This window comes from Bacillus sp. JS (assembly GCF_000259365.1).
GTDB lineage: Bacteria > Bacillota > Bacilli > Bacillales > Bacillaceae > Bacillus > Bacillus stercoris.
The window spans coordinates 1,298,690-1,320,361 of record NC_017743.1; the positions used below are offsets into that span (position 1 = coordinate 1,298,690).

The following is a 21,672-nucleotide window of genomic DNA, read 5'->3' on the forward strand; positions in this document are numbered from 1 at the left end:
GTGAACGTCTATATATTCATCATATGCTTGGAAAATAAGAAAAAGCAGAGCGTTTTTGGCTCTGCTTTTAGGTCCTAGAGGACAAGAGTGATGACTAGGACGGCGATCAGAACGTTTGTAGCTGTAGAGACAAGGGTTGCGATATCGGCATCTACTGTTGTGACGTTTACGCCGCGGGAGCATTCGATAAGAAGTTTCTGGCGGTTTACTTGCTTGTTGGCTGTAAGCTGTAATAAATCTTGTGCGACTAATTCAGCAATAACGCCGTCTGCAATGGAGGTGAGGGCTACTGTCAGGACAGCTGCATTAAGTGCTGTTACAATAGATGTTACGGCTTGAACGTCTGTAGATGAAACGTTGATATCACAAGAGTCTCTAATAATAATCGTCTCATCTGAGACTTGTTTGTTGAGGTTTGCCTGAGCTAGATCTTGGTCGATAAAGGCGTTGTCATTGCCAAACCCATTGTTATTGCAGCAAATATCGCAATTGCATTTTCTTTCTTCTTTTTCTTTCTCTTTGTGCTCTAATGGATGGTCACAGTCAGGATCAAGTGCAACCCAAGAATATGGTCTGCTTTCCATTTCTATTCCTCCTTTACTTTTACTTTTATTAAATGAGCGAGCCTCTTACTTTGACTGAGGCATTTATCTAGATGATGTGCCCTATTTTTTATGATTAATTTGAATTGTTATTGTTTTGCCGTCTTTGTCTGAGCTGTTCAATGAGCTGTTCTCTGCGGCTAAGCGGTTTATCGCTCTTTTGCTCTTGTGCGGCTTCTTCTTCTTTTTTCTTCTTGTGTTTTTCAGCTAGCTCCGCTGATTTCGCTTGCAGGTCTTTTACCATATTCAAAAGCATTTCTTTTTCATCATCTGATACTTTTTTCATTTTGTCTTTTGTGATGCCGTGTTTTAGAAATATGTTTTGGACCAGCATTTTCATCATTGGATCAACTTCTGGGAGCTTTTCAAGCTCTTCTTTGATTTTATCGTTATCTGACATTTGTTCTCACCTCAACTTTTAGTTTGTGAAAAGAAAGGATTAAAGGATGTCGAATTCTAGTAGCATACTGTTTAACACCTGAAGCAAGATTTGTACAAAGGTTATTATTTCGTCTGCAGACAAAGTAATCTTGATGTTTCGGCTGTTGATAATTTTAATGATGGTTCTTTTTTTGATTTGAGAGTTATCAAGAATGAGTATTTCGCTTGCTACTGTGTCGGCCAAGTCCTCGTCGGCAATAACGAGCTGTGTCAGCAGGATAATCAATGTTGTAACCAAGGCTTGTATAGAAAGGGCAGATGTTATATGTGATGTATCTATTGTGATATTTTCGCAATCAATCACTTCGATCTGCTGCTCGAATTCGCTTGATAATTGCTCCAATATGTCAGGATGCAGGGATTCAATTTTTGTTTCAAATGACATAACCTTCACTCCTTTCTTATCCATACTCTATATAATGCAAATGGGGTGCAGAGCGGAATAATAAAAATAACCAATTTTCCGCCGGACAAGATACAATTCATGAAGAATAGGGTTTTGGCATATATGTGAAGGGATCATGATTGGCAAAGGAGTGAACGAGTGGTTATTAATGGGCTGACAATTGTACTTCTATCGCTTGCGGTCTTTCGGCTCGCCCGCCTGCTGGTGTTTGACACGATTATGGCGCCGCTTCGCAGTCTGTTTCATGAAGAGAAGGAGGAAAAGGATGCGGACGGGAACATTGAAACTTATATCGTGATTAAGGGAACTGGTCTCAGGGCGTTTATAGGTGAATTGCTGAGCTGCTATTGGTGCACAGGCGTATGGTGCGCCGGCTTTTTGATTTTATGCCAGGCGTTGATCCCGCAAGCAGCACAGTGGCTGATTTTACTTTTGGCGATCGCGGGCCTTGCCGGCATCATAGAAACGCTTGTATCAAAATGGCTGCAGGAATGAGGCATTCCCACCAGCAACTTTCCGTCAGGATACGCATAAAGTAGCATATATGACATAAGGAAAGGAAGGGAGCAAAAATGAATCAATATAATAAACCTTCCCAAAAATCTCCATATACAGATTCATCGTATCAATCAAAAAAGATAAAAAAGAAGGGCTGCGGGTGCGGAAATAAAAAGAAAAAGCCTCAATAGCCTGGCAAAGAAACCGGAGAACTCCGGTTTTTTGTTTTTTAACAGGGCGGCCGCAACCGGCATATATCATAAGCGGGGGGATCAAAGTGAATGAGTTTGAAAAATGGATAGAAGGAAGGTATGAACCGCACGAACAAAAGCAAAAAGAGCATGAAGACACGATGGGCCGCATCAGAAAAGACTTGGATGCATTTGATAAAGCAGGTCGGGAATTTGAAGATGAGATTGAAACGTTGGCTGAAAAAACAGAGGCCTTACTTAAAAAACATCAAGCTCAACATGATCAATCGTAAATCCGCAAACGCCCTATGCGAATATCCAAGCCAATCCAAGCAGCTCACATAGTGTATAGAGAGTAAAGGAGGTGCTTATCTATGGGCTTTGGATACGGATTCGGCGGCGGCTACGGTGGCTGCTGTTATGGTGGTTATGCCGGCGGTTACGGCGGCGGCTATGGTTCAACATTTGTTTTGTTGGTCGTATTATTCATTCTCCTCATCATCGTAGGTGCATCTTTCTTTTAAGATGAATTGAGGAAGTACGGGTTATAACCCGTGCTTCCTTGCCTTGTGTTTATTTTTAAAAATGTTGGAAAAGCACATTGTATTATGTGCATTCATACAATACTGTATTACTCCGCCAAAAGGAGGCGCATTATGGATAATCAATTTTTTAAGAATATCGAAAAGAAAACAGGTGTGAAGATGCAGGATGTAATGAATCTTGCCGGATCACTCCAAAACGCTAATTTTAAAGATGAAAATACAGTGCGCAGTGTCATTAACCGCGTAGCGCAGCTGGCAAACAGACGCGTGCCAAAAGAATTAGAAGATAAAATTGTAGAATCTATTACAAGCGGAAAAGAAAAGCTTGATTTTGGCACGATTTCTAAAATGATGGATAATAAATAAGCAGATGGCCTGGCTGATTCACTGCAGCAGGCCTTTTTTTACGGTAAAAACCCGGCAGTAATCTGCCGGGCTGTTAATGATGCAAGGGCTGTCTTGCTTTCTGTAGCAGGGGATACAAAAATCTTGAGCGGTTGGCTGTTTTGCCGCGCCTGTTTGCGGGGCAAGACAAATATAAATGCTGTTTCGCCCGTGTCATCGCTACATATAAAAGGCGTCTTTCCTCCTCAAGAGCGGCCTCGTCTCCTTTTCTTGCCGTTTCTAATGAGAAATCGTGCGGAATTGAGCCGTCTACAGTGCCTAACACGTAGACTGTTTTGAATTCAAGGCCTTTTGACCGGTGAATGGTCATCAGCTGAACGCCATGTTCATCCGTTCTGTTTTTCTCAGCGGCCCTCATATGATCCACGTGGGCAAGAAAGTCAGGAATCGTTTTGAACTTCTTGGCGACGACCTTGATATCACGCAGGTCATCGGAGCCTTTTTCTAGCTTGTTGCCCTCATTGCCCCGTTTTTTTAGATACTCGGAGAAGCCCATTTTTCCTTCTGCAAAGGTGATGGCTTCTACAGGCTTCATCGTGCGCAGGCTTGCGAAAAACGGTACGATTTTCTTGATTTTGTCAAGCTGAAACGGCTTCAGATCAGGCAGTTTGGCCAGCGCTTGAATCATCGAGCAGTCTTCGGTAATCGAGAGCGCCTTCAGCGTATTCAAAGCGGACTGCTTTAAAAACAAGGCGGGAAGCAAGTGCTTAATCGCTTCAGTGTCATCCTCATTTTGGCTTGCATACAAGTAGGCGAGAATCTGACGGACGATCCGTCTGCTATAAAACGATTGGACGCCGCGGTCAGCTGTATACGGAATTGACGATTGATGAAGCCTTTCATAGATAGCGCGGCCCCCGCTGTTTGTGCGGTAAAGAACCGCAAAGTCTTCTGGACTGGCGCCGTTTTGAATTTTTTCTTTGATATCGGAAACGACCATTGTGGCTTCTTCCTCTTCGTCGTAAGGATAAAAAAGCACAGGGACCTGAATGTCGTCTCGGGCCGCTTCAAGCGTTTTGGCATACCTGTTTTTGTTCTTTTTCACGACGATGTCAGCACTAGAGACGATCGGATGCGTAGATCTGTAGTTCGCAGTTAAATAGATCGTCTTCGCTCCGGGATAATCCTTTTGGAAATCAAGAATGAAAGACGGATTGCTGCCGCGAAATGCGTAGATGGACTGGTCATCGTCTCCGACACAGCACAGGTTTTGCTCCGGGCTGGCGAGCATTTGCATGATTTTGTATTGAACCGGATTAATGTCCTGAAACTCATCAATTAAGATATACGTAAACCGAGCTTGATATTGTTCCAGAAGGTCAGGCCGCTCGACAAACAATTCATAGCAGGCTGAAGCCATGTCATCAAAATCAAATTGGCTATGTTCTTTTTTCTGGCGTTCATAATGTTCATATAAACGATAAACTTGTTTTTCCCACTCATCTTTTAGAGGGATGCGTTCATTTGGGACATAAGTGTTTTTCCAAAAACCGATCTGCTGCAGGGCTTGGTCAACTGGGAACTCTTTCTCATCGATGCCCTCTTCATAGAGTGCTTTTTTGATATATTGTTCCCGCTGCCACTCCATTTTCAGCAGATGCTCACCGTTCCATTTAGCAGAATCATAGTGATACAAGATTTTATAAAACAGACTGTGGAATGTTCCTGTGACTAGTCTTCTGACTTTTGCCTGCTGTAATCCGTACTGGTTCGCCATACGCTCTTTCATTTCAGCGACAGCTTTTGTTGTAAAGGTGACAAGCAGCATGTTTTCCGGCGATATGCCTAAGTGTTCGATCATGTGGGCGGCACGGGCTGTCAGCACCCGTGTTTTTCCGCTCCCCGCACCTGCAAGCACAAGCAGCGGGCCTTCTGTTTCCGTGACAGCTTTCAGCTGATCCGTGTTTAAACCGACAGACGGAAAAAGGCTCGTATCGGGTTCTATTGTTTTTGGCACAAATGGTGTTCCTGGTTTAATGCTTCTTGGACGGTGCCATTCCGTGACAGCTGGAGACGGCTCAGCGGCGATCGCTTTTCCCTTGGGCAAACGAATGACACCAGATTCCTGATCATCTTCTTTTTTTTCCTCTTTGGCGGGCTTCGGAGCACACGCCTCCTCACATGCCGGGAAATCGCCTGGCTGGCGATGGATAAACTCTGGCGGATCGGCGATGTTAAGCCGTAACAAAACGGGCTTTTCGCAATGAGAACAAAATAAATGTCCTTTTATTCCTTCTTCAAAGAGGAATTGATAATGTTCTCTCGAATATGTATGTAAATGTATAATTCGATCATTCAGTCGGGCGCATTTCAAAAAGGGGTCCTCCCAATCAAAAGGTGTTCATTACAGACAATGACTATCATATCAAAAGAAATGTGTTTCAAAAAGTAAGTTTAAGGGAAAAGAGACAGCAGAGGGGTGGGTATCGTATGATATATGCAGGTCACATTCAAAACCAGCAATACGCTCAATATGCTAATAGAACGATTGGACATAAGCAGGATTATGCCGGAACCGAAAAAATCAGCTATGTCCCGTTTCAGCGGGTATACAAAGAACTGGAAAAGCAGCAGGAGAATCAAACAGCCGCTAAAAGAAAAGTAAACGAGGCAAAACGTAAGCGCTCTCTTTATAAGAGATTGCGAGAAAAAGGAATGGGCACATATATTAATCGATATGTATAAAAAACCGTTCATACGAGAGAACGGTTTTTTATATGCGGAAAAATCCGGATCTTAATAGACCCGGACGCTGTTCAGTCCTTCATCATTTGTAAGTGCGGAATGCCGGCATCAAGGAATTCTTTTTCAGAAAGCACGCGATACCCGTGTTTCTTGTAAAACGGCACAGCCTGTGTTTGCGCGTTTAAAATGAAACCGGAAGCGCCGCCGTCAGAAGCGGCTTTTTCGAGCGCCTTCATAATGATGCCGCCGACACCGGCGGAGCGGTGGCTTTTCAATACGCAAATTCGCTCTAACTTGCCGTAGCCGTCCTTCATGCGCCATCTTCCTGCGCCGACAGGCTTTTCGCCGTCATACACGACGATATGCTCCGACTCATTTTCAAGTTCGTCAATTTCTTCTTCAGCAGGCACGTTTTGTTCTTTGACAAAGACTTCTTCTCTTACATAAAAAGCATCTTTCATTTGTTCTTCATTTTTTGCGATCACTGTTTCCAAACATTATTCTCCTCTGCCTAACAAGAAGGTTTCGTAAACTGTCCACGATCCGTTTTCCAGCTGGTAAAGCAAGTGGAAACGGTCAACAATTTCTTCATGCGACACTTCCTGCATTTTTAATTGTCCCAGCACATCTGAATGCTCATCGTCGGAAAGATTTTGGCCGACCGTCACATGCGGAACGAAATTATATTCCTGTTCGCCGGCCAACACACCGGTGTATAGCTTTTCATTGAGTGTTTTTAACTCTTCCGTCGGCTCTGCTTTAATATAAATGACATTATTGACAGGCGCAAATGAGCTGTATTTTGTCAATTTGAGAACGACTGGGTGGGACTCTTTTGCGATGTTTCTCAAATGCGATACGAGCTGATCCGCTTTCTCCTCCGCACATTCAAACGATGCTCTCAGCGTCAAATGTGGCGGGATCAGAGAGTAGCTTGGGTCATAGCGCTTTCTGTAAGAGTTTGCAAGGTCTTGGAGCTTTTTTGATGGAAATAAAACGATTCCGTATTTCATATTTTGTCCCTCCTGGAAATAAAGTATGATAGAGTGTTAAAGCATTTTTTTCAGCGCCGGGGTGATGAGTGGCTGCCAGTATGTCCATTTGTGGTCTCCGTCAAATGGCTCAAAATCATAATCGGAAAGCTTCTTCTCCAGCAGCTGTTTCAGCTCCTGATTCGGTTCTGTAAAGTCCAGAATGTTCCCGTCTGTCGTGTGGACGTCAGTTTCTTTTGTTCCGATTTGGTGATAAATAGAGAGGTGTTTGATATCGTCAGACTGTTTCACGGCTTCTAGTACGTGTTTGTCAACATAGGGAGACTGCATGATGATGTTGCCAAACATATTCGGATAATCAAGCGCTGTCATAAGTGACACGGTTGCTCCGAGCGAATCACCGATCAGCGTTCGGCCGTAACCGACCTGATAGGTTGGATACTCATCATCTGCAAAAGGAACGAGCTCATGGGCGATGAACCGTTTATACGCCGAAAATTTTGAACCCTCCGGATGGTAGGTGTTTCTGCGCTCTTTTACATCCTTATAAGGAACACCGATAATAATGCTCCGGTCTATTTCGTGTTTCGACAGCAATTCTTCGACCTGTCTGCCGATTCTCCCCAGCCTGAAATAATCGTGGCCGTCCTGCGCGATAATGACATGGTATTTATAAAGCGGGGAGTAGTTGGACGGCAGATAAACAAGTAAGGTCATTTCCTCGTTAAGCTCTTTTGAAAAGAATTTCTTTTCTTGCACTGTGCCGTTTTTCGGTGCCATAAAAACATTCCTCCAGGACATCACTATACTTTCTTGCATTTTCAATTATTGTACCATGAATTATTAGAAATTTCTCTCTTTAAACGGTTCGGCACACGAAGAAAAAAGTGTTGAAATAAACTGTGAATTGCGCTAATATAAAACAATCAGAAAATTGAAATCGATATTTCTTATCGTGAGAGGTGGAGGGACTGGCCCTTAGAAACCTCAGCAACCGGCTTGTTTTGCATGTGCAAAGCGCCAAGGTGCTAAATCCAGCAAGCGTTTTTTATGCTTGGAAGATAAGAAGAAGCGTTAAACCCCTTCTTCTTATGAAGAAGGGGTTTTTATTTTGAAAAGGGAAGGTGTCAGCTATATGTCACAGCACGTTGAAACGAAATTAGCCCAAATTGGGAACCGAAGCGACGAAGTCACGGGGACAGTGAGTGCTCCTATTTATTTATCAACAGCATACCGCCACAGAGGGATCGGAGAATCAACCGGATTTGATTATGTCCGCACAAAAAATCCGACACGCCAGCTTGTTGAGGACGCGATCGCTAACTTAGAAAACGGCGCGAGAGGGCTTGCCTTTAGTTCGGGAATGGCTGCTATCCAAACGATTATGGCGCTGTTTAAAAGCGGAGATGAACTGATCGTTTCATCGGACTTATATGGCGGCACGTACCGTCTGTTTGAAAATGAATGGAAAAAATACGGATTGACCTTTCATTATGATGATTTTAGCGATGAGGACTGTTTACGCTCTAAGATAACGCCGAATACAAAAGCGGTGTTTGTGGAAACGCCGACAAATCCGCTCATGCAGGAGGCGGACATTGAACGTATTGCCCGGATTACAAAGGAGCACGGTCTTCTGCTGATCGTAGATAATACATTTTATACACCGGTCTTGCAGCGTCCGCTTGAGCTGGGAGCAGACATTGTCATTCACAGCGCAACAAAGTATTTAGGCGGGCATAACGATCTGCTTGCGGGACTTGTCGTGGTAAAGGATGAGCAGCTCGGAGAGGAAATGTTTCAGCATCAAAATGCGATCGGCGCCGTTCTGCCGCCATTTGATTCGTGGCTTTTGATGAGAGGAATGAAGACGCTGAGCCTAAGAATGCGTCAGCATCAGGCAAACGCGCAGGAGCTTGCGGCGTTTTTGGAAGAGCAGGAAGAAATTTCAGATGTACTGTATCCCGGAAAAGGCGGCATGCTGTCCTTCCGTCTGCAAAAAGAAGAGTGGGTCAACCCATTTTTAAAAGCGCTGAAGACCATTTGTTTTGCAGAAAGCCTCGGCGGGGTGGAAAGCTTCATTACATACCCTGCGACCCAGACGCACATGGATATTCCTGAAGAGATCCGTATCGCAAACGGGGTCTGCAATCGGTTGCTGCGCTTTTCTGTCGGAATTGAACATGCGGAAGATTTAAAAGAGGACCTAAAACAGGCATTATCTCAGGTCAAAGAGGGAGCTGTTTCATTTGAGTAATCACAATTGGACGCTGGAAACCCAGCTCGTGCACAATCCATTTAAAACAGACGGCGCAACCGGGGCGGTCAGTGTGCCGATTCAGCACGCCTCGACCTTTCATCAATCTTCATTTGAAGAATTCGGCGCATTTGATTACAGCCGCTCTGGCACGCCGACAAGAACAGCTCTTGAAGAAACAATTGCCGCACTGGAAGGCGGAACGAGAGGATTTGCTTTCAGTTCAGGCATGGCTGCCATCTCAACAGCCTTTTTACTGCTCTCACAGGGTGATCACGTTCTTGTGACAGAAGATGTATACGGCGGAACCTTCCGTATGGTGACAGAGGTGCTGACTCGGTTTGGCATTGAGCATACGTTTGTCGACATGACGGATCGTAATGAAGTGGCGCGGAATATCAAGCCGAACACAAAGGTCATTTATATGGAGACACCATCAAATCCGACACTTGGAATTACGGATATTAAAGCAGTTGTTCAGCTTGCAAAAGAAAACGGCTGCCTGACCTTTCTGGACAATACATTTATGACGCCGGCTCTGCAGCGTCCGCTTGATCTCGGCGTGGATATTGTACTTCACAGCGCGACAAAGTTCTTAAGCGGACACAGCGATGTGCTCTCAGGTTTGGCTGCTGTCAAGGATGAAGAGCTTGGAAAGCAGCTATATAAGCTGCAAAACGCGTTCGGTGCCGTCCTTGGCGTGCAGGATTGCTGGCTTGTCCTGCGCGGATTAAAAACATTACAGGTCCGTTTAGAGAAAGCGAGCCAAACAGCCCAGCGGCTTGCGGAGTTTTTCCAGAAGCATCCGGCGGTCAAGCGCGTGTATTATCCGGGACTGTCTGATCATCCCGGCGCTGAAACCCATAAAAGCCAGTCGAAGGGAGCGGGAGCAGTGCTATCTTTTGAGCTTGAAAGCAAAGAGGCCGTTAAGAAATTAGTCGAGAATGTGTCACTTCCGGTCTTCGCTGTCAGCCTTGGCGCAGTGGAATCGATTTTGTCCTATCCGGCAACGATGTCTCATGCGGCAATGCCTAAGGAAGAGCGTGAAAAACGCGGCATTACTGATGGCCTGCTCCGTCTTAGTGTGGGAGTCGAACATGCAGACGATTTAGAGCACGATTTCGAACAAGCGCTGAAAGAAATTGCACCAGTGGCAGTTCGTTAAAAAGAAGCCGGTGGCCCGGCTTCTCAGATTGTAGACAAAGTCCTAAAACAGTTTCTGTTTTAGGATTTTGTCATCTTTTCAGCGTGATTGAAAACCTTTGAAGTCTAGGAAGGACGAGCATTGGAGCGGAGCGAATGTTATAATTCGTGAGCACTAACGCGCAGGACTGACAACGAATGCGAGGGTTCGGCGACACGCTGAGAAGCCGGGGATGGCCCGGCTTCTTTTATTGTTCATCATCAGGATTCAAAACCGCGAGGACTTGATGATCCTCCCAAACGCCATTAATTTTTACGTTTTTTCGGGCGATGCCTTCTTTATGAAATCCCGCTTTTTCTAAAACACGCATGGACCCGAGATTACGGGGCATCACACCGGCTTCAATTCGATGAAGTCTCAATTCGCGGAACGCATAATCAACAACCAATCTGACAGCCTCTGTCATAATTCCCTTTCCGTTATGAGCCTTGTCTAAAAAATACCCGACGAACGCAGTTTGCAGCGATCCGCGGAGGATCTGAAAGAGTGAAACCGTTCCGATTAATCTTTCGTTTGACACTGTAAAAATGCCAAAATGATATTCTTCATCTTTCTCAAGTCTTTGCTGATACTCGGTTATTCGTTTTCTTTGCCCCTCAACCGTATAATAATCGTCTGCGCGTATCATAGAAAACTGTTCGAAGAAATCTCGATTTTCGCTTTGCAGCCGCAGATTTTCTTCGGCATCCGTTACTTCTAAAGGTCTAACATAAATGGTTTTTCCTTTTAGCATACAGTGACCTCTCCGTTCTCATGTCAGATTCCTCTTACATTATTCTCAGGGAAATGCAAATATCCTTTTTATAAGAAGGAAGAAAACCAATTTCCCATAAAAGTGCCAACATAGTTGCCGATTAAGTAGCCGAGCGTACCGACAAGCATGATCGGAGCGACAAGCTCCCGCCATCCCTTGGCAATTGCCATCGCAGCCGCAGTCGTCGGTCCCCCGACAGCAGCGTTGACGGCGAGCAGAATTTCTTCAAGCCGAACGCGGAACAATTTTCCGACAGCTAAGGAAACCGCTAAATTGCTGATCGCAATGATAAACACAAATAATAGAGTAAGAGGCGCATTGGTAACGATTAAGCGCAGATCTGCAGGAATGCCAATCACCACAAAAAACAAATAAATCAAAAAGGTTCCAAGCTCTTGAGATCCATTGAGCCTTTCAAAAAAACGCGGGAAAAGAAAAATGATAAGAACAGTTAAAGACGTAAGCATTAGATACTGATCGCCAAGCGTACCGGTCAGCAGTGGATGAGAAAAAACGCTTTTACAATAGCCGGAAACCTTCACACTAACCGCAACAAGCGCAAAAGCAGCGCCGGCATTATAAGCAATGTCCTTTAAGGAAATATCCTTCCGTTTCCAATAGCTTTCAGCACTGTTTCCGCTGTTTCCATCGGCTTTTACCTTCTCTTCAAACGGCATGGCATAATGCCGCTGAAACCATTTGAGTGCAGGAATGCTGATTAAAATAAAAAACAAAAGTGCCATCATAAAATTATCAGCCACAACGGTAGCTGACACATATTCACCAGGCGTCTCAAATTTTGCCGCCATCGCCGCAAAGTTGACCCCGCCGCCGATATAAGAGGCGCTGATCATCCCGCCAATTTTATCGAGATAAGGAATATGCTGTTTGAGAAGAAAAAAAGCAAGAATGCTCCCAAGCACAGTGCCGACAGAGCTAATCAGAAAAATAAACAGCAAACGCCTGCTTTCCTTAAAAATCTGCCGCACATTGATCTGAAACAGCAAAAGAGGGATCGCCAACGGCACTACATAAGACCATACGGTATCATATACAGGTGACTCAACAGGAAGCACTCCTACATTTGTAAACACCATAGCACCTGCAAGCGCGATAATAGCGCCCGACACAGCGGACGCCCACTTAAAGCGCTGCTCCAGCCCGATGCTCACTGCCGCCCACACCGCAATAAACCCCCACAATACCCAAACATCATCGGAAGAAATCAAAGAATGCAAAACCCCATCACCCCTGTTATTAGAAAATTTAGACATATTATAATAGCCGGGGAACAGAACAGCAAGTCCGAAAAAAAGTTTTTCTAAAAAAGCAGTTGACGAATAAAAGGGAAGGTTATATAATAGAACTTGTCAGAAAGACAACAACATACCCAGCAACACATACATATCATGATTCCGTAGCTCAGCTGGGAGAGCGCTACCTTGACAGGGTAGAGGTCGCTGGTTCGAGCCCAGTCGGAATCATAGCTTAAACCCTTGCTGCGCAAGGGTTTTTATTTTGCTTATTTATTAATTTTGTCATCATTCATCGAATTGGGGGCGGAAGTTTTTTAAGCTGATTTTGAAGTGAATTCAAAATCAGCTCTGTTTCTATGCTAGTTTAATGGATTATAAAGTTTCAATATTCTTTTAGATTTTTTGAATAACTTGTTCGAGCCATATGATTGGAGATACGCCGTAACTAAGAATGTCCACTCCGTCAGCAGCTTCATCGATAAAATCATTCTTTTCTTCATCCGAATAATCACTGTTAATAAAATCTTTCAATGCAGCTATATCAGTTTCTTGCTCTTCTTTTGGTATCTCTTCTAAGTATTCGTCCAGTGCTGATTCTGGAGTTTCTATGCCTTGATAAAAAATACCTCCTAGAAATTGAAATACAGGTTCAGAAATTTCGATTCCAATCATTACTTATCACCACCAAGAAATGTTAATTTCAAATCTGAGAAATGGTGCGTATCTTATTCTATATAACTTTCTGCTATATCAATATCATTTGTCATTTCTAAGTCAGGGTATTTTTCATCTAATTTTCTTAAACAATTAATAAGTTCTTTACTTTGTAAACTTTCAGCTAAATCTTCAAATACTTCACTGATCCAATATAAATCTTCTTCATTACAATTTTCTAGATAGCTAATTGTATTTTCCTCAGGTATCGATGGCTATTATGAACCAGCTACAAAAGCGAAATTGAAGTAATATAAAAAGGCCCTCTTAAAATGGGGGCCTTTCAGTGTTTCTTTTAAATAGCTTTTTTTAGTTTTTCTATTACACTTTTCAACCATTCTATAGGTGGTAATCCAATTGTCGGAAAATATATTTCTGCATTACACTTTATAATGTCTTCCTTTTTTTCTTTAGTTAGATCGCTATTTAGAAACTCTTCGCAAAACTTAACTGTAAATAGCAAACCTTCTTTACTAATTTCCTCAATAAATTCGTCTAATGCGTGTTCAGGGGATCTGATATCTTGATGAAATGTTGCACCTAAAAAATTTTCTAATTCGTCTAAGAAATCATAACTTTCATCCATGATACTTCCTCTCTTTCTATTTGGTTGGATATCCTGTAAGAATAAAGTTACCGTTGTTATCTTTTTTGAGTATAATTTTTGCGTTTGTAACGTTTTCTACTAGTTCTGAATTTCTTGTTACACTTCTGCCGATTATTTCTCCATCGCCCTTGTATTTTAACATTAATTTAGGCTTTTTAGGATCATCAATCCAATTTTCGATTTTCTTTATATTTTTTGGATCGTTTAAGACTGAATTAGCAATTCTCTCAGCGGTAGCCCTATCTTTAAAAGTAGATGAAGCTGTAATATGTAGGTTAGGATCAGTTCTCAGTCTTTCTATTAATTCTTCGTCGGTCTTCCCAACGTGTCTTTCAATAAGATGCCCGCCTTTTGCTTCATGAGCAGCTAATCCACCGCCAGGTGCGAGAGGGGTACTATCACCTTGTTTGACATTACCTGTACCCATGTTGTTAGAACTTTCAGATCTTCTGAGAACACTCTCTTTTTTATCTTCCGCAATACTTTTTAGCAGCGGAGTATTTTTCACATTAATGGTATTCTCAGCATCTTGAAGGATTCCTTCTAATGCAGGAGTATACCGGTTAACAGGAGATTTGACAAACTGTTTTACAGACTTTCCACCTTTCTTAATTGTATCACTAGCTGTTTTCCCAACTTTAGCAAGATCCTTCGAGCCTGTTGAGACAGAGGACTTTCCACCTTTCAATAACAGAAGACTTCCGCCCAAATAAGTAACATAGTGCAGCCGTGTGTATGCATCCCCGTGAATCATTTTTGTATCCCAATTATCCTTCAATGTGTCAACCATACTTTGAAAGGCAGCTTGATAGTCGTATTCCAAAACGGTATCCAGCACTTTTTGAGGATCCTTGTTTAAGTTATCAATCGTCCAACCGATATTCCATCCAAATTGAATGGCTCCTTCACCGGTATCCTTGGCAAGATCGTATATACCAACAATCGCACCCTTGGCGCCATCACCTATGATTTGCAACACTTCTTTTCCGTTATCCATGAAAGCTTTACGCTGTTCAAGAAATGAAACAAATTCAAGCTGTTCAGGGGTAAGATTCTCATAGCCGACCTTCTTGGCAATTTCTAAGTATTCATCCGGATCCGTCACTCCGTCAGCTAGCTTCTTCTTTAAATCTTTGATTTCTCGTTCTTTCGCTTCATCTTTCTTGATCTTCAAATAAGCTTCAGTCTGTTTCTCAATATCGCCTTTTTTCTTATGTATGTCACTTTCACGGTACGCCTTGGCGTTGTAGTGAATGGGTGTGGCGTTCTTCCCTTTGCCTGTGGATTCCTCAAGCTTTTGGAAGTCCTTCCTGATGAATTGCTCGTTTGGCTCTGACTGGGCATATTCAGTAACAAGTGCTTCGTCCACGCTACCTAGTTTGTCGACTGTTTTTTTGCGCTTGGCCTCCGCATTGGCGAGTTCGTCTTTGAAGTTTTCTGTCGAGAACAAATCAAGTGGGAGGATGTCATCGATATCATGTAAGATATCTTTCATCGCTTTCTTTTGTTCAGACATTATGGATTTTGATTTTGTGTAGGCGTTGGCCAGTTCGTGTTCTAAGAAGGATTCTTCTATATATGCATCAGATAAGCTGGCGTCCTCTAGAGTGCCTGAAATGCTTGTCAAGAAAGCAATTTTCATATCAAGTAAGTCAATCCAATTGTCAGCTACACCTGCGTGGTCTTGATAAAATGCTTTAATGTTGTCGGCGCCTTTGCCGGAAAACTCACTGTCATCTAAATCAGCTACGGCTTTAAAGGCCTTCTTGAGATTGACCATCTGACTTCTTAATTCTTTGTATTCCTTTGCGCGTTTATCTGCTTCGGAAAGCAACGTTTTAGCTTCAAATACTTTCATGTTCATATCCTTTCATCGGAATTCCTAACCAAGATATTACCATGGAAGAAAGAAGAAAAAGACATATACGTATTTCGAAAGTGGAAAATGATTAATTCGGTCTAGGTCTTTGTTCTTATTTATTGTGTTGTTAAGCAATTGGTGATAGGCCAAGCTCGAATGGTCCCGGGAACCGTAATTTGATTGGTGTTGGTATTGTTATAGCAAGTCAGGATGCGCTGAATACTACACTGCTGAAAAGCTAGCTATCAAGTTTGTAGCGTAGCTGCTTAAAGAGTGCGGCTGGGGAAAAACTTGATCGTGTCCGTACACATCAGAACTGGAGCGGAAAGTATTGCCTGCACCGCATTTTAGCTGAGGGCAGATGAAACCAAGTTAAGTCAGCCATTGAGTCAGAATTGAAGGTGCTGGGAGGAGAGACAAAATCTAAACTGTTATCATCTGCGTCTAAAGCTTCTGGGGGCATTTACACAGTCAAAAAAAGTGATACTCTTCCGTTTTTTAATAAAAAGGGAGTTTAATTAATGATTAAAAAAATTCGATATAATTAATGAAGTATCGACAGAAGATTGTTACCACAAATGCAAAGCAAGAAACGAAAGTGCCCATGCAAATATGCCGAACGTTACAAAGAATCTAAGAAAAGTTTCATATTTTGTAAGTTTCCGTTCTTTTTTTATTTTACCTAATTTCCAGTAAAGGGCGTAGCCGGAGAACAATAAAATTATTTGTCCCAGTTGCGACACGGACTCTAAAAATTCTATACCATTCATTGATTTCACCTCTTATTTAATTATCGCAGGCTGAAAAACCGTTTCCAACAGTTATATAAAAATTAAGCAATCCGTAATATGTCTAATGGTATAAGAACCTTATCCAGTTATTATTTTAACAAAGAAGAACACGTTATAAGTTGAATCCATTGTAGGTTTTAATGGCTGGTATTGTTTTAAATTCAGCCCTCGTTGAGTCATTTGTGGGGTCTACTGCGATAAAAGCAAATTACCATGCAAAAAGAGCCCGTCTCATAAAAGGCGGGCTTTATAACAAAAGAAAAAAATGTTGTTATGCTTTTTTTACAATGATCACAATATTTATAAATCACTTACACCAGCCAGTAAACCTATAAGACTCAAAACAATTGTTATAGCAAGGAAAGCCCAGACTAACGCAGCAAATGGAGTGTTAATTCCTGTGCTTTCTTTCCACTTGGAAAATCGACTTGTTCTGAATTTTCCTAGCTGAATACATAAAATTACGTTTAATAATACTGATATGACAAGGGCTGTTACTAAATATAAGTTCAAACCCATCAACCTTTCTTTTATAGGCTTTAGTCTTAGTGTAATCTATAAGCGGATGTAGATTTCAAGTGTCATTATTCATGTTATTTTCAGAAGCTACATATGATTGTGGAGTTGTTGCAAAGAGTCTGATAGAAGGAGTCATGAAAAAGTTTGCGGTTTTTTGCAGACATACATATTTTGGGAATGTTAGAATGTTACATAAAGGGTAGGGGCTGTCGGTTTATTAATGCAGTATAGAATTTAAATGAAAAACCAGGAATAATATTGAGTTGAGAAGATAAAATAAAAAACCCATTTTTAAAGTCCAAAATGGGGTTATTTTTTAATATCATATTAAGTTGCTGCTCTATCTGCGACCTTATAAGTGGACTGCTCAGAAAGAGCGTATGAAGCGCTGGATACTCCAACAATGCCAAGCAAGAGCGCTAAACAAATTGCAATTTTACATTTTTTCATTTAAATGTTTCCCCCTTTGAATTTGTTTACGTGCTTCAATTGCCATTTGATAAAAATCGACCGCATCATGTCTGTCTTCTTTGTTGGTCAAAAAATCAGCAACAGCAACAGCGTATTCTTCCATATCACCATAAAGGTTTTTCTCTTTGAAGAACTTGAACACTTCTCTAAGTGTTTGTAAGTCAAATGATAAATAAAGGCCTTTAACCAGTTTTAATTTCTCGGTTACTTCCTGGTTGTTGTGTCGGGCAGCAACCTTCTGACCTTCCTGGTATAATTCTAACGCAGCCTTTAAATCATTCTTCTTTGCTTTGACATACGCCAGATTAAAAATCGCGCTTTGGACTCATAAATGTGCTTTCGATTCTTATGAATTTCATAGGCGATTTGAAAATGTTTCTCAGCATTGTCAAGTTCTTCAAGATTATTATAACATAATCCCACATTAAAATGAGCTGAACCAATTAAATGTTGCTCCCCTATTTTTATAGCATCATTTAAGGCTTTTTCAGCTGTTTCTAAAGCATCCTCATAACACATTTTATCTAGCCAGTTCCCAAAGATAACAAACTGACATTGGACCATTTCCTTGCCATATGTAAGGTTCCCCTGAGCATCTTTTTGCTCTTTAAATATAGAGTATGCTCGCTGGGCATAATTCATTGAAAAATGAGTCTCTTTCATATAGTAATAGACTTCTGACACTTTAAAATAGAACTCTGCCTTATCTGTATTTGCGTTTTCATCTAATAAATCAAGATATTTTTCGGCTTCGCGATAATATGTTAAAGCAATAACTAAATCTCTCGTTCTAAAATGGTACATGCCGGTAAAAAAATGATAATAGAACTCTATTGTATTGGTGAGGGATTCAGGAGCCATATTTTCCCTTGTCATTTTGAGGTCAGCATAAACACCATCTATATTTTTAACAGAGTCAGGTTCGAGATACGAAAGCATTATTTCGTGCCGCAGCTTTAATAGCTGGAGATAGACTGCTACTTTTTCATTTTTCTCCATCATATCGAATTCTTTTTCAACTTTTTGTTTCATTTCTTTTGCTTTCTCAACTCGACCCTGTTTTATGACAACATACCAATGATTAATGTCTGTAGTTACGTAATGATATGGGATTAAATCCGAAACAGACAATCAAATACCTCCTTTTTTTTACATATATTTAATATTATATCACTAAGGACACCCTCTAATAGAATTATTTTTTTGAAAAGTCTATCTATTTAGACTAGAAAAAGTCAGAATAAACATAAATAAGGACCGTATTGTCTGATACGAACTCTTTAGCTTGCTTTAGAATTTTGGGAAGCTGATCTATAAGGCACTCGAAGTCGTCTAATGATTTATAAATGGCATCTGCATTTTTCAAGAAAATGTTATAATGAAAAGCCATAAAATGATAGGAGGGGGATTTTCGATGCATTACATAACGGCATGTTTAAAAATCATCAGTAATAAAGACCTTAATGAGATAATGAAGGAATTCAAAAAACTTGAGGAAGAAACGAACAAAGAAGAGGGATGTATCAAATTCCATGCTTATCCGCTTGAGCCATCAGAACGTAAAATAATGCTTTGGGAGATTTGGGAAAACGAAGAAGCTGTGAAAACCCATTTTACGAAAAAACACACAATAGACGTTCAAAAACAAGAATTAACGGAAGTAGAATGGTTAATGAAAAGCAATGTGAATGATTAAAAAGGCGTCTTCAAAAGAGACACTCAAAAACTAAGAATCGGAAAGTTGTTGGCGGATTGTTGTACAACTCCGCCAACAATATCATGCGGAGAATTAAATACATATTATTCATAATAAAAGCTTGGAGAAAAAAATGAAAAAGAAAACCCAAATTATCCTTTCTCTTGTAGCAGCACTTATAGTTATATTGATAGCACTACCAGTTCTATCTCCTGTTGTTTTTACAGCTGCTTCTGAAAAAGGAGCAATCAGACACGAAATTTATAAAAGAGGATATCCCTATCAGAGCTACTTTGCAGTTCTCCAAAAAGAAGCTGACAATGAATCTGGGAGTCTTTATTACGTGAATTGGCTAGATTGGAAAGGTGAAACGGGACAAACGCCTCACTTATGCTATTCAAAAAAAGCATCAAACGGTAAATACAAAGTAGACTGTGGAACCGGGCCGTAAAAAAAATGCCCGGGATGAAAGGTCTGCGGATACTGATCACTGGACAGAGAACGCTGTGCTTTGGTTGGTGTCCGTTTTTTATTTCGTATACTAAGCTGACACTATCACATCACAGAATCAGGTCGATTCTAGCAGTTAACTCAAAATCATAAAATCGCTTTTTTCCGGAAGCTTCGGTAAAAAACAAAACTTTTGTCTCTATGATTTTATTTTATAATGTAAACGGTTTCTTATATAGTATACTTATACTATGAATTTGCTCAAGTGGATACTGACAGGAAGGATAGAAAAACAGATGGAATACATAAATACAAGACAAAAAGAGATTTTGTATCTGTTGTTATCTGAACCTGATGACTATTTAGTTGTGCAAGATTTCGCAGATAGGGTACAGTGTTCTGAAAAAACAATCCGGAATGATTTGAAAGTGATCGAGGATTATCTCAATGAGCATTCTCATGCACAGCTTATTCGAAAACCAGGGTTGGGCGTTTATTTACATATAGAAGAACAGGAAAGGACCTGGCTAAGCCAACAATTACATACTGAACATTTTTCTTCTAGGCAGCGGACCGATGAAGAAAGAATGCTGCAAATTGCTTATGACTTATTAATGAATCCGAAGCCTGTTTCCGCAAAAGAAATTGCCGCTCGGCATTTTGTCAATCGATCTGCCATTAAAAAGGATTTATACGCAGTAGAAGAGTGGCTGAAGCGTTTTGATCTCACGCTCGTTTCTAGGCAGAGGCTTGGATTAAAGGTTGAAGGGAACGAAAGAAATAAAAGAAAGGCATTGGCAAGAATATCTGATTTGATTCACAATACAGAGTTTACGAGCCAATTTATTAAAAGTAAGTTTTTACATTATGAAGTAGATTTTGTGACGAGAGAAATCAAATCATTGCAAAAAAAGCATTCTCTCTATTTCACAGATGAAACGTTTGAGAGTTTGCTGCTGCATACATTATTAATGGTCCGCCGCATCAAAATGAAGCAGCCGATCTCTTTGTCCCCGAAAGAAATGGCGGCAGTAAAAAAGAAGAAAGAATATCAATGGACATTTGCTTGTTTACAACGGCTTGAACCGGTTTTTGCAATCCGTTTTCCAGAAGAAGAAGCCGTGTATTTAACATTACATATATTGGGCGGTAAAGTTCGTTATCCATTACAGAAAGAAGAAAACTTTGAAAATGCTGTGCTTCCTAAGGTTGTAGAGCATTTAATCAATCGTGTTTCAGAGCTGAAAATGATGGATTTTCATAAAGACCTGGATTTGATCAATGGTTTGAACATTCATGTCAATACAGTGTTACAGCGGCTGAGCTACGATCTTTCAGTATCAAATCCTATGCTGAATGATATTAAAAAGATGTATCCTTATTTGTTTCATCTTATCATTGACGTTTTGGAAGATATCAATCAAACTTTTGATCTTCATATTCCTGAGGAAGAGGCAGCATATTTGACACTGCATTTTCAAGCAGCCATCGAACGGATGCAGTGCAGCAGCGAGGCACATAAAAAGGCGATCGTCGTCTGCCACATGGGAATCGGGATGTCACAATTGCTGCGGACGAAAATTGAACGGAAATATCACCAAATCGCTGTAATGGCATGTATTGCAAAGGCCGATTTAAAGGATTATATCAAAAAGCATGAGGATATCGATCTTGTCATATCCACCATTGCGCTGGAGAATATAACGGTCCCCCATATTGTTGTGTCTCCGCTGTTAGAGCCTGGCGAAGAGAAGAAATTAAGTGCATTTATACGTCAGCTGGGCGAACCACACCGCCAAAAACAAAAAACGTTTCAGATGCTGAACAATACGACTCCTTTTTTGGTTTTTTTGCAGCAGGAGGCGGAGCATCGCTACAAGTTAATTGAACAGCTGGCGACAGCTTTGTTTGAGAAAGGCTATGTTGAAAAGGACTATGCGGTTCATGCGGTGATGAGGGAAAAAATGTCGGCGACAAACATTGGGTCAGGCATTGCCATTCCTCATGCGAACGCTAAATTTATTAAACAATCAGCAATCGCGATTGCCACATTAAAGGAGCCGCTTGAATGGGGAAATGAAAAAGTTTCGCTTGTCTTTATGCTGGCTGTCAAACACGAGGATCAAACCATGACAAAGCAGCTGTTTAGCGAGCTTTCATATCTTAGCGAGCAGCCGGCCTTTGTCCAAAAGCTGACGAAAGAAACCAATGTCATGTCATTTTTATCTCATTTGGATTATTAAAAAGCAGGGATTATTCCTTGCTTTTTTTTGTTATAGGGAAAAATGCCTTTATTTCCGGAACCTATGGTAAAAAAAGCGATTTTT

25 protein-coding genes, 1 tRNA gene, 2 pseudogenes and 1 riboswitch are annotated in these 21,672 nt (G+C 41.2%); of the genes and pseudogenes, 12 read left to right on the forward strand and 16 right to left on the reverse strand.

The window, feature by feature from the left end; genetic code table 11:
* Positions 1–74: 74 nt before the first annotated feature.
* The 3 genes from cotX to MY9_RS06535 all read right to left on the reverse strand — a co-directional run bounded on the left by cotX (position 75) and on the right by MY9_RS06535 (position 1,428).
* The gene (cotX, locus tag MY9_RS06525; protein WP_014663554.1) at positions 75–584 is read right to left on the reverse strand and encodes a spore coat protein CotX; all 510 of its coding nucleotides are present in this window, start codon (positions 582–584) and stop codon (positions 75–77) included.
* A gap of 94 nt (positions 585–678) precedes the next feature.
* Complete coding sequence (locus MY9_RS06530; protein WP_014663555.1) at positions 679–1,002, reverse strand: hypothetical protein; 324 nt, start codon at positions 1,000–1,002, stop codon at positions 679–681.
* A 39-nt stretch (positions 1,003–1,041) separates the two neighbouring features.
* Positions 1,042–1,428: a spore coat protein gene (locus tag MY9_RS06535; protein ID WP_014663556.1), complete on the reverse strand. Its 387-nt coding sequence runs from the start codon at positions 1,426–1,428 to the stop codon at positions 1,042–1,044.
* 159 nt (positions 1,429–1,587) lie between these two features.
* Between MY9_RS06535 and yjcA the strand changes: the two genes are divergently transcribed.
* The 4 genes from yjcA (at position 1,588) to spoVIF (ending at position 3,049) form a co-directional block, all read left to right on the forward strand.
* Positions 1,588–1,944 carry a sporulation protein YjcA gene (yjcA, locus tag MY9_RS06540; protein WP_014663557.1) on the forward strand — a complete coding sequence of 119 codons (357 nt, stop codon included), beginning with the start codon at positions 1,588–1,590 and terminating at the stop codon, positions 1,942–1,944.
* 280 nt (positions 1,945–2,224) lie between these two features.
* Complete coding sequence (locus MY9_RS06550) at positions 2,225–2,431, forward strand: hypothetical protein (protein WP_014663559.1); 207 nt, start codon at positions 2,225–2,227, stop codon at positions 2,429–2,431.
* A gap of 81 nt (positions 2,432–2,512) precedes the next feature.
* Entirely contained in the window at positions 2,513–2,662 is a 150-nt protein-coding gene (yjcZ, locus tag MY9_RS06555; protein WP_014663560.1) for a sporulation protein YjcZ, read from the forward strand.
* A gap of 132 nt (positions 2,663–2,794) precedes the next feature.
* Positions 2,795–3,049, forward strand: coding sequence for a sporulation-specific transcription regulator SopVIF (spoVIF, locus tag MY9_RS06560; protein WP_014479471.1), 255 nt, complete (start codon positions 2,795–2,797; stop codon positions 3,047–3,049).
* A 73-nt stretch (positions 3,050–3,122) separates the two neighbouring features.
* On the opposite strand, the gene MY9_RS06565 is transcribed toward spoVIF, so the two are convergent.
* Positions 3,123–5,402 (reverse strand): ATP-dependent helicase, encoded by a 2,280-nt coding sequence (locus MY9_RS06565; RefSeq protein WP_014663561.1) that lies wholly within the window; start codon positions 5,400–5,402, stop codon positions 3,123–3,125.
* Between the two features lie 116 nt (positions 5,403–5,518).
* Here MY9_RS06565 and MY9_RS06570 point away from each other — a divergent pair, with 116 nt between their 5' ends.
* The gene (locus tag MY9_RS06570) at positions 5,519–5,773 is read left to right on the forward strand and encodes a hypothetical protein (RefSeq protein ID WP_014663562.1); all 255 of its coding nucleotides are present in this window, start codon (positions 5,519–5,521) and stop codon (positions 5,771–5,773) included.
* A gap of 71 nt (positions 5,774–5,844) precedes the next feature.
* Here MY9_RS06570 and MY9_RS06575 read toward each other — a convergent pair whose 3' ends face one another.
* The 3 genes from MY9_RS06575 to MY9_RS06585 are packed head-to-tail and all read right to left on the reverse strand — an operon-like array spanning position 5,845 to position 7,545.
* On the reverse strand, positions 5,845–6,267 hold the full coding sequence (locus MY9_RS06575; RefSeq protein WP_014663563.1) for a GNAT family N-acetyltransferase: 423 nt from the start codon (positions 6,265–6,267) through the stop codon (positions 5,845–5,847).
* Positions 6,268–6,270: 3 nt separating this feature from the next.
* Complete coding sequence (locus MY9_RS06580; RefSeq protein ID WP_014663564.1) at positions 6,271–6,786, reverse strand: YjcG family protein; 516 nt, start codon at positions 6,784–6,786, stop codon at positions 6,271–6,273.
* Positions 6,787–6,822: 36 nt separating this feature from the next.
* Positions 6,823–7,545, reverse strand: coding sequence for an esterase family protein (locus tag MY9_RS06585; RefSeq protein WP_014663565.1), 723 nt, complete (start codon positions 7,543–7,545; stop codon positions 6,823–6,825).
* A gap of 167 nt (positions 7,546–7,712) precedes the next feature.
* Positions 7,713–7,833, forward strand: a riboswitch (SAM riboswitch).
* A gap of 67 nt (positions 7,834–7,900) precedes the next feature.
* On the opposite strand from MY9_RS06585, the gene metI reads away from it, so the two are divergent.
* Positions 7,901–9,022 carry a cystathionine gamma-synthase/O-acetylhomoserine thiolyase gene (metI, locus tag MY9_RS06590; RefSeq protein WP_040083807.1) on the forward strand — a complete coding sequence of 374 codons (1,122 nt, stop codon included), beginning with the start codon at positions 7,901–7,903 and terminating at the stop codon, positions 9,020–9,022.
* Positions 9,015–10,187: a cystathionine beta-lyase gene (metC, locus tag MY9_RS06595; RefSeq protein ID WP_014663568.1), complete on the forward strand. Its 1,173-nt coding sequence runs from the start codon at positions 9,015–9,017 to the stop codon at positions 10,185–10,187. Before metI ends, metC begins: the two co-directional genes overlap by 8 nt.
* A 226-nt stretch (positions 10,188–10,413) precedes the next feature.
* Here the strand turns inward: metC and MY9_RS06600 are convergent, their stop codons facing one another.
* Together MY9_RS06600 and MY9_RS06605 are read right to left on the reverse strand one after the other, a co-directional pair.
* Positions 10,414–10,959: a GNAT family N-acetyltransferase gene (locus MY9_RS06600; protein ID WP_014663569.1), complete on the reverse strand. Its 546-nt coding sequence runs from the start codon at positions 10,957–10,959 to the stop codon at positions 10,414–10,416.
* Positions 10,960–11,027: 68 nt separating this feature from the next.
* Positions 11,028–12,218: a DUF819 family protein gene (locus MY9_RS06605; RefSeq protein WP_014663570.1), complete on the reverse strand. Its 1,191-nt coding sequence runs from the start codon at positions 12,216–12,218 to the stop codon at positions 11,028–11,030.
* A 173-nt stretch (positions 12,219–12,391) separates the two neighbouring features.
* On the opposite strand from MY9_RS06605, the gene MY9_RS06610 reads away from it, so the two are divergent.
* Positions 12,392–12,464: transfer RNA gene (locus tag MY9_RS06610), tRNA-Val, on the forward strand.
* A gap of 165 nt (positions 12,465–12,629) precedes the next feature.
* Here MY9_RS06610 and MY9_RS06615 read toward each other — a convergent pair.
* The 4 genes and pseudogenes from MY9_RS06615 to MY9_RS06625 form a co-directional block, all read right to left on the reverse strand.
* Entirely contained in the window at positions 12,630–12,908 is a 279-nt protein-coding gene (locus MY9_RS06615; RefSeq protein WP_014663571.1) for a contact-dependent growth inhibition system immunity protein, read from the reverse strand.
* A gap of 53 nt (positions 12,909–12,961) precedes the next feature.
* A pseudogene (locus MY9_RS21865) lies at positions 12,962–13,153 on the reverse strand (hypothetical protein); the annotation flags it as partial.
* A gap of 92 nt (positions 13,154–13,245) precedes the next feature.
* Positions 13,246–13,536: a contact-dependent growth inhibition system immunity protein gene (locus tag MY9_RS06620; protein WP_014663573.1), complete on the reverse strand. Its 291-nt coding sequence runs from the start codon at positions 13,534–13,536 to the stop codon at positions 13,246–13,248.
* A gap of 16 nt (positions 13,537–13,552) precedes the next feature.
* Complete coding sequence (locus MY9_RS06625) at positions 13,553–15,415, reverse strand: ribonuclease YeeF family protein (protein WP_014663574.1); 1,863 nt, start codon at positions 15,413–15,415, stop codon at positions 13,553–13,555.
* Between the two features lie 155 nt (positions 15,416–15,570).
* Between MY9_RS06625 and MY9_RS21870 the strand changes: the two are divergent.
* Positions 15,571–15,909 (forward strand): annotated as a pseudogene (locus MY9_RS21870) (N-acetylmuramoyl-L-alanine amidase); the annotation flags it as partial.
* 78 nt (positions 15,910–15,987) lie between these two features.
* On the opposite strand, the gene MY9_RS21875 reads toward MY9_RS21870, so the two are convergent.
* From MY9_RS21875 to MY9_RS06635, 3 genes are all read right to left on the reverse strand, one after another.
* Positions 15,988–16,188 carry a hypothetical protein gene (locus MY9_RS21875; protein ID WP_014663576.1) on the reverse strand — a complete coding sequence of 67 codons (201 nt, stop codon included), beginning with the start codon at positions 16,186–16,188 and terminating at the stop codon, positions 15,988–15,990.
* A 976-nt stretch (positions 16,189–17,164) separates the two neighbouring features.
* Complete coding sequence (locus tag MY9_RS21880; protein ID WP_015483101.1) at positions 17,165–17,302, reverse strand: hypothetical protein; 138 nt, start codon at positions 17,300–17,302, stop codon at positions 17,165–17,167.
* 167 nt (positions 17,303–17,469) lie between these two features.
* The gene (locus MY9_RS06635; protein WP_237711713.1) at positions 17,470–18,330 is read right to left on the reverse strand and encodes a response regulator aspartate phosphatase; all 861 of its coding nucleotides are present in this window, start codon (positions 18,328–18,330) and stop codon (positions 17,470–17,472) included.
* A gap of 247 nt (positions 18,331–18,577) precedes the next feature.
* Between MY9_RS06635 and MY9_RS06640 the strand changes: the two genes are divergently transcribed.
* The 3 genes from MY9_RS06640 to manR all read left to right on the forward strand — a co-directional run bounded on the left by MY9_RS06640 (position 18,578) and on the right by manR (position 21,588).
* Positions 18,578–18,895, forward strand: a complete 318-nt coding sequence (locus MY9_RS06640) for a putative quinol monooxygenase (protein WP_080478205.1) — start codon at positions 18,578–18,580, stop codon at positions 18,893–18,895.
* 133 nt (positions 18,896–19,028) lie between these two features.
* Positions 19,029–19,346, forward strand: coding sequence for a hypothetical protein (locus MY9_RS06645; RefSeq protein ID WP_014663579.1), 318 nt, complete (start codon positions 19,029–19,031; stop codon positions 19,344–19,346).
* Between the two features lie 295 nt (positions 19,347–19,641).
* Complete coding sequence (manR, locus tag MY9_RS06650; protein WP_014663580.1) at positions 19,642–21,588, forward strand: mannose transport/utilization transcriptional regulator ManR; 1,947 nt, start codon at positions 19,642–19,644, stop codon at positions 21,586–21,588.
* The last annotated feature ends 84 nt before the right edge of the window (positions 21,589–21,672 follow it).

Bases quoted from the DNA above. Each gene is read 5' to 3' on its own strand.
- MY9_RS06570 (WP_014663562.1), top strand. From the start codon at position 5,519: ATGATATATGCAGGTCACATTCAAAACCAGCAATACGCTCAATATGCT.
- metI (WP_040083807.1), top strand. From the start codon at position 7,901: ATGTCACAGCACGTTGAAACGAAATTAGCCCAAATTGGGAACCGAAGC.
- MY9_RS06600 (WP_014663569.1), bottom strand. From the start codon at position 10,959: ATGCTAAAAGGAAAAACCATTTATGTTAGACCTTTAGAAGTAACGGAT.
- MY9_RS06580 (WP_014663564.1), bottom strand. From the start codon at position 6,786: ATGAAATACGGAATCGTTTTATTTCCATCAAAAAAGCTCCAAGACCTT.
- MY9_RS21875 (WP_014663576.1), bottom strand. From the start codon at position 16,188: ATGAATGGTATAGAATTTTTAGAGTCCGTGTCGCAACTGGGACAAATA.
- manR (WP_014663580.1), top strand. From the start codon at position 19,642: ATGGAATACATAAATACAAGACAAAAAGAGATTTTGTATCTGTTGTTA.
- MY9_RS06535 (WP_014663556.1), bottom strand. From the start codon at position 1,428: ATGTCATTTGAAACAAAAATTGAATCCCTGCATCCTGACATATTGGAG.
- cotX (WP_014663554.1), bottom strand. From the start codon at position 584: ATGGAAAGCAGACCATATTCTTGGGTTGCACTTGATCCTGACTGTGAC.
- spoVIF (WP_014479471.1), top strand. From the start codon at position 2,795: ATGGATAATCAATTTTTTAAGAATATCGAAAAGAAAACAGGTGTGAAG.
- MY9_RS06645 (WP_014663579.1), top strand. From the start codon at position 19,029: ATGAAAAAGAAAACCCAAATTATCCTTTCTCTTGTAGCAGCACTTATA.
- MY9_RS06640 (WP_080478205.1), top strand. From the start codon at position 18,578: ATGAAAAGCCATAAAATGATAGGAGGGGGATTTTCGATGCATTACATA.
- MY9_RS06530 (WP_014663555.1), bottom strand. From the start codon at position 1,002: ATGTCAGATAACGATAAAATCAAAGAAGAGCTTGAAAAGCTCCCAGAA.
- MY9_RS06625 (WP_014663574.1), bottom strand. From the start codon at position 15,415: ATGAAAGTATTTGAAGCTAAAACGTTGCTTTCCGAAGCAGATAAACGC.
- MY9_RS06620 (WP_014663573.1), bottom strand. From the start codon at position 13,536: ATGGATGAAAGTTATGATTTCTTAGACGAATTAGAAAATTTTTTAGGT.
- MY9_RS06615 (WP_014663571.1), bottom strand. From the start codon at position 12,908: ATGATTGGAATCGAAATTTCTGAACCTGTATTTCAATTTCTAGGAGGT.
- MY9_RS06585 (WP_014663565.1), bottom strand. From the start codon at position 7,545: ATGGCACCGAAAAACGGCACAGTGCAAGAAAAGAAATTCTTTTCAAAA.
- yjcZ (WP_014663560.1), top strand. From the start codon at position 2,513: ATGGGCTTTGGATACGGATTCGGCGGCGGCTACGGTGGCTGCTGTTAT.
- MY9_RS21880 (WP_015483101.1), bottom strand. From the start codon at position 17,302: ATGGAAGAATACGCTGTTGCTGTTGCTGATTTTTTGACCAACAAAGAA.